This window comes from Collinsella sp. AF39-11AT (assembly GCF_003474585.1).
Lineage (GTDB): Bacteria > Actinomycetota > Coriobacteriia > Coriobacteriales > Coriobacteriaceae > Collinsella.
In genome coordinates this window covers 1-6,408 of the sequence record NZ_QROG01000029.1, presented here as the reverse complement: position 1 = coordinate 6,408, position 6,408 = coordinate 1, and the positions used below count along the sequence as shown (strand labels likewise).

Genomic DNA, 6,408 nt, shown 5'->3' with positions numbered 1-6,408 from the left:
CGTATCATTAGTTATTTCCCCCCCCCCCCCGAACAGAGGCGGGATGATAAACCGAGCATGCAATATCGGGGCGTCGCATCGCCGTAAAGCAAATCTTGTTCGTGTGCTCCAAAGAATCAAACGCCCTAAGATCTTCTTCGCGACAATCATTCATCTGGCTGAATTTAATAAACAGATTGTCCCAGTTCACCCTTTCAACCCGTCGCTCCCATTTAGCTCTAGCCTCCTCAGGCGTTGGATAATGTAGAAATACAATCTCAACGTCATCGATAATTCCAACAGGCTTACTCAGCTCATTGCGAGATTTCAAAGTCTCGTAATGAGCCGAATCACAAGAATCGATGAATTCTATGGGCGTATTCAGATAGTGCCTTAAATCTCCCGCGAACTTTACGTATTCAGTTCCAAAAAAATACAGCCCTGCTGTAGGCGATTGATACGGTAAGCCGAAATACCGATAGACCGTTCCGGCCCAACAATTATTGGAAATAATAGAAAAATCGCTTCGTGTCAGATGATTTTGCCTACCCTTAGAAAAACGACTGTTAGTTTTCTCTCTGATTACCCGTTCAGCAATTCCAAAATAGTCTTTATTCATGTCTACGTCCTTCAACCAAAACCACACCCATTGCATCGAAAAACGCATCTAACGCTGAGCAACAAGCCCCTCGTAGAACTCCATCAATTTCTTTGCATTAGCCGCTGCCGAATAGCCAGCGGAGGTTAATTTCTCAACAGCTCCGCTATCACGACCAACCGACATAGCATCAGCAAGTGCAGAGGCCCATACAGCATATGGCTCATTTAAACCGACAAATCTACTCACGCCCGTTATGTCACTTTCCTCAGGAACGCCAGTCGAAAAAACACAACGAAGCCCAGAGGCTTGAGCTTCAACAGCAGAGACAGGAAGCCCCTCATATAGCGAAGGCATAAAGAAGACGTCGAACAGCGAGTAAAAACGAGCGACATCAACGCGCACGCCGGGCATGACGACGGATTCGTTTACACCAAGCTCCTTAGCAATGGCCCTAACTCTGTCCATGCCATCTCCAGCGCCCAAAATCACCCACTTAACATTAGGAATACTGCGCTTCAGCTCTGCGAACACCTTGACGCCAAATTCAAAGTTCTTTTGCTTGACAAAACGACCGACACTTCCAATAACGGGGTCACTATTGCCAATGCAGAGTTCAGCACGCAGGGAAGCATTGGAGCTATCGTCATATGCATAATTGCTGAGTACGATTCCATTTTTCATTACAGCAAACGGCTTATTTCCAAACAGGTATCTACCAGCTTCATCAGAGCACGCCACCCCATCAGTTGCATACCTCTTGCCCCACGCAATCAACGGAGCATTTCGAACACGATGAAGAACGTTGTCAGATGAACTATTCAGATGACTATGTAGGACACGATGTTCGATGCCGGCACGCTTAGCCTCCCTGAGAACGCAAAAAGCCGAGTTGGGCATATGACAATGCACGATATCGTACTCGCGTCCATGCTTAACGAAAAACTCTTCGACTTCTTTAATGAACTGGCCAAGCCCCGCAGAAGCGAAAGACACCGTATAGACACGAGAACCGTGCGCAATAAGCTCCTGATCATAAGTGCAGTCACGCAAGGGTTTACCATTTAATGTTGCATGGTGTAGATAATCAAATACAACTCGATGCTCATCAATGCCCAAAGACATGTTATGAACAAATTGAGAAACACCGGCAGAACGACTTAATGAGGGAACCACTTGGAGAACATGAATTGGAGATGAGGTAATCAAGCTAGTCAACCACCGTAACAATTGCGTCGGCATGAAAACGAGCAGAAACGCATGATTGGGCATTCTTTGAATAATTCCCTATGGAAATCAGCATGACCAATTCCTCCCAATAGGGTAGTTTCAATAGACCGCGAATCGCTTTTTCAGGACCTCGTCTTAGCATTGTATTGAGCGGACAAGAAGCCAAACCCTGCTCTTCAAGTGCCAGCAATAACGCCATTGCAAAAATGCCGCCATCAACAAAGCCCTCGTTACGTTCTTGCGGTCCAAAGTAAACCCGATTATCAACCGTCAACACGACGAGCATTGGAGGCATCGCGTAGCCTCTGAATCCACTTGTAATTCCTAATGTCTCATGGATGAGTTCCTGGTTATTGATAATCCGAACTCTTGTTGGTTGTCGATTGCATGCAGACGGAGCTTTGGTGGCCGTCTCGATAGCATTAATGACCTTTGTCAACGAAACGGGTGTATCAGAATACTCTCTAACAGAATGACGGTTACTTAATAGCTCGTCAACAGAACCTGGAATAATGCCTGCCACAGCAAAATCATGAGCGATTTTGCAGCTTCCACCGGGATATAAAGGCTTTGAATCCAGTTTAGAAAACAGTTGGTCGCCAATTGCTTGCATAAACATATGCGTATATTCAGAACTATTCTCATGTCTGTCACGATATTCGATTAGCGCACCCAAGGCGGATTGATAGGCCAGGCTATCCGTACTTCCACCCATATCTTCAAAGACATGCATGTAGCGAGAGAGTTCGGCGAGGACCTTCACTCCAAATCCAGCACGAAAGTCCTCGTGGCTCAACCCTTTTTCAAGCTGATGGGTACAATAAATTATATGAGCTTCTGCTTGCTCTGCATATTTGATCTTGTTTCGAGAATAAGACTTCCCGAACCGTGCCGCCTGCCGCATTGAAGCGGCGAGCAAACTTGGATAGCCATTAAAAATGGCCCTCGCAACCCCCATGACAGGATCAGGCAAATGATCCTTTAAAGCAGAAACCGAAATATTTCCCATCATATTTCCTAAATATCCAAGGCTTTTTCAATAAAAGAAAAGGCTTCATTTCGTTTGAGATTAAGCTGTGCCTGAACCGAATTGGAGTCGTAATCAAGTTCAGAAATAGTCAGATTTCCAAAGTCATCCAACAAATGATTGTCAAGATTAGTCATATTTAATAGGTTTGAAATTCTTCCGTTAAAACGACCAGGGCTGATGGCGACAAACTTCTTTCCAAGATTTACGGAATAGGCAGTTCCATGGAACGAGTCCGTAATGACAATTTCGGCCCCAAGGAACAGAGAAAGGAACTTTCCCACGGAAGGACAGATAACAGCATTCTCGCCAGAACGCTTCTCATGCACACCGTATGCAATTCGCATAACCTTGAGACCAGTCTTCTTGGCGACCCTTTGTACATAAGAATCGAACTCGGCATTACGGTTGAGCTGATAGACCAGAACATAGGGTTCCGGAGAAATCCAACCATCTGCAATTGCTTCCCAATCATCACGATTCAACATGAGCGTGGGATCGATAACGGGCATAGCCCCATGGACACCGATAGAATCAAGAAGGTCAGCCGCCTCTTGCTCGCGTACAGAGATACAAGAGTAAGAGGAGAGAGCCTTTCTCATCGGCTCAGCTTCCCAATCCTCGAGCGTGGCCTTGCCGATACTCGCAGCATAGGCAATCTTCTTTTTCCCCTCGGGAGCAAAGGAGAGATAGAAAGCACGGTCAAAACCGTTATTCCAAATGCTATTCCAAACCTGATCGCTACCAGTGCAGTAAATATCTGCTACCGGAGGATTCGCGTCCAACTCATCTGCGGAATAGTACGAACGCTCAGTCAGCGCAAGCTTGGAATGTCTAAACTCATCAAGGGGGGCGCGTCTCCTTGCAACCATACGAGAAACCGGTATTTTTGCAATCTGCTTGACGCCAGGAACCTTAAATATAGGCATCTTCTTTACGAGCTGGCCGTTAAGGGCACGATCCACTTCGTTTTCGGGAATCGCATCCTTACGGTAGTAATCAATTATTTCGGCATCTGCTCCCACACGAGCCAAAACAACCTGAGTTGCATAGGTCTGCAGGCAGGAGCCATAGTTCGGCGAGTTATGGAGTGTTATAACTCCGACTTTTCGAGACATGCACAAACCTACTTTCTGAGTAATTTCTTATAAACAAACGAACGAAGTCCGTTAGGCATGACACAAACAACGGCATGCGGAACAAATGAGGCAACAAAATCAACAGGGCTAAACCAGCCAGTACGCAATTGAGCAAACTTGAATTTCCAGATATGCGGTAGATACGAAGGGCCGCCTCTGCGAGCATAAAAATCGGAGCTCACGCGCATCGCCACAAGTGGTTCAGGTAGATTATCTGCGCGACAGCCACTGGCTAGCATCCTGTTAAATAAATCCCAATCTTCGAAATAAAGATATTCAGAGCTGTAATTCCCAGCCTCCAGCACCTTAGATTTTTTAAACGTCATAGGTGGGTGCCGGAAAGGATTTCGACGTTTGGAACAAGCGAGAATGTTGTCCAGTCCCTTGGGCAAATTCGTTGAAGCAATTGGCGTCTCAGGAGAGTCAATAAACTCGACGACATCGCTACCGACCATATCGAGCCCACTTTCAATAGCGGCAAGCTGCTTCTCCATACGATCAGGACGCGCCACGTCATCGGTGTCCATACGCGCAACGATTTCATTAGAACAGGAGAGTACGCCCTTATGAAGAGCATATCCTAGTCCATGGTTCTCACTGTAGGAAACAAATTTGAACAGATCGGGCCACTGCAAGTTATATTCGGAAAGTACCGACTCGAGTTCAGCAGTCAAGGGTCCGTCCTTAACCATTACGATCTCGGCCGGAGGCACAGTTTGAACGAGCATGCTGTCGAGGGCCTGGCGCAGAAAAGTAGGGTTTTCTTTTTTGTAAATGCTCATTAATACGCTATAAGCGGTCGTGGCGACTGAAGTGGTCATCTATCGCCCCGTCCTCTTCTTGCCGAACATGGCACCAAAAGTGCCGGTAAAGCATTTCCAGTCCATGCGGAAACAGCGATTGCGCACGTAGTGGAGTTCAATCTTCTGTCGCAGACCGCTCTCGAACGTCGCGGCATTGCGGTCAGTCGCCTGCCACAGGCCCGTAATGCCGGGCTGGACAGAAAGCAGCTCAGCCTTTTCCTCATCGGAAAAATGCTGTTCAAGTTCGTCTCTTGTTATGGGACGCGGACCGATGACGGAAAGGTCGCCGTTCAGCACGTTCAGGAACTGCGGCATCTCATCAATGGAGCACTTGCGGATGAACAACCCGACTTTGGTAATGCGGGGGTCATCGTCGACCTTACGCTCGACTTCCCACTGATGCAGTTGCTCAGGGCTCAGATACTTCTGCACGTTGCCGGCATCGGCGACCATGCTGCGAAGCTTAAGGATCTTGATAGTCTTACCACCCTTGCCAATGCGCTCTTGTGCATACATAGGGCTACCGGACGATTCAAGCCTAATGAGTGCACACACCGCAGCAACAGGAATTAGCAGCAGAACACTCATCAAAAGACTGAACACAAGGTCAAACAGCCTCTTAACAATGCGATACCCAAGCGTGCCGCTCGGCTTTATCTGATCGAAAAGCAGTGCGTCCCCCATAGATGCACGGCTCTCTGTCATTTCTTTATTAGCAGTCACGATAAAACTTACGTCCCTGTCCCCAGGAACCCCCCCCATCCACGAATTCAAAAAACGAATGAATTGCCGGTGCAACGTCTCCCTTACGTTTTGATGGGAACGTCGAGCGGAAGCACTTCCCTAAAGCTGGAATCGCCTTCGCCTACGTCCACCAAGCACCAGCGTTTACGACGGTCGATCTTGTGCACACGGGCCTCTTGCCCCACCAAGGGCCCCTGTTCTATGTGCAGCACACCGGCTTCTATGCGCGCCACGCTGTTGCGCACCACGTCGTCGTCGTCGAGCACGCTACGGTACCAGTCCTGTGCATCGTCCGGCATGGGCGCATAGGCCCGCTCCCTGCTGCCAGCAATGCGGCAGCCAAAACTCAACTGGGCCAAAGCCCTATCGAGCGCAGCGGCATCGTGCGTGGCGACGAAGAAGTATTCCTTGTACATGGGTTTGGTTTGGAGCGACCATGCGCCGTCCCGCTTAAACCAGAACTCCTTTTGCATCACAAAAGCGTTCTGCATCAGCTCGTGTGGGATAATACGGCGCACCTTTTCGCAGGTCTCGCGCTCTTTGCCGTTGGGGGTGTGGACCAGATACCAGCGGACGCGGCCGTGCTGGCTGTTGGTGGTGGCGCCGTTAAATGCGCCCGGCAGCTTCTCTTGGCGCCGTGCCGTCTGTTCCATGTTCTCGCCCCCTCTTTTGGATTTGCGATGCACGCAAATGCAAGGGCGTTTAGAACAGGCTTCTCGCTCGCAGCTAGGCGCAGTCGCAAAAGTACAGGTTTTTGTATCTTTCGACGTTGCTCATTATACGAGCAAACTGCTCACGTTTTCCCAGATTACACAAATTGCAGCGCGAACAGACACATCTCCCTTGATTTTCATCTTCATTGCAACAGACTCAGGACTCAGCGCAACG

Annotated in this window: 7 protein-coding genes; all 7 read right to left on the bottom strand. The window is 48.5% G+C overall.

Annotated elements, in window-relative coordinates; genetic code table 11:
- Positions 1-7: 7 nt before the first annotated feature.
- A complete protein-coding gene (locus DW037_RS09400) occupies positions 8-598 on the bottom strand; it encodes a DUF1919 domain-containing protein (RefSeq protein ID WP_158571979.1) in 591 nt (196 codons plus the stop codon).
- 48 nt (positions 599-646) lie between these two features.
- Positions 647-1,849, bottom strand: a complete 1,203-nt coding sequence (locus DW037_RS09395; RefSeq protein WP_199578367.1) for a glycosyltransferase — start codon at positions 1,847-1,849, stop codon at positions 647-649.
- A complete protein-coding gene (locus DW037_RS09390) occupies positions 1,788-2,816 on the bottom strand; it encodes a nitroreductase family protein (protein WP_158556516.1) in 1,029 nt (342 codons plus the stop codon). Before DW037_RS09390 ends, DW037_RS09395 begins: the two co-directional genes overlap by 62 nt.
- Positions 2,817-2,824: 8 nt before the next feature.
- A complete protein-coding gene (locus DW037_RS09385) occupies positions 2,825-3,952 on the bottom strand; it encodes a polysaccharide pyruvyl transferase family protein (RefSeq protein WP_118373214.1) in 1,128 nt (375 codons plus the stop codon).
- Between the two features lie 8 nt (positions 3,953-3,960).
- Positions 3,961-4,794: a glycosyltransferase gene (locus DW037_RS09380; protein ID WP_117765777.1), complete on the bottom strand. Its 834-nt coding sequence runs from the start codon at positions 4,792-4,794 to the stop codon at positions 3,961-3,963.
- Positions 4,795-5,460 (bottom strand): sugar transferase, encoded by a 666-nt coding sequence (locus DW037_RS09375; RefSeq protein ID WP_255413693.1) that lies wholly within the window; start codon positions 5,458-5,460, stop codon positions 4,795-4,797. It lies immediately after the preceding gene.
- A 122-nt stretch (positions 5,461-5,582) separates the two neighbouring features.
- On the bottom strand, positions 5,583-6,173 hold the full coding sequence (locus DW037_RS09370) for a hypothetical protein (protein WP_118373213.1): 591 nt from the start codon (positions 6,171-6,173) through the stop codon (positions 5,583-5,585).
- Positions 6,174-6,408: the final 235 nt, after the last annotated feature.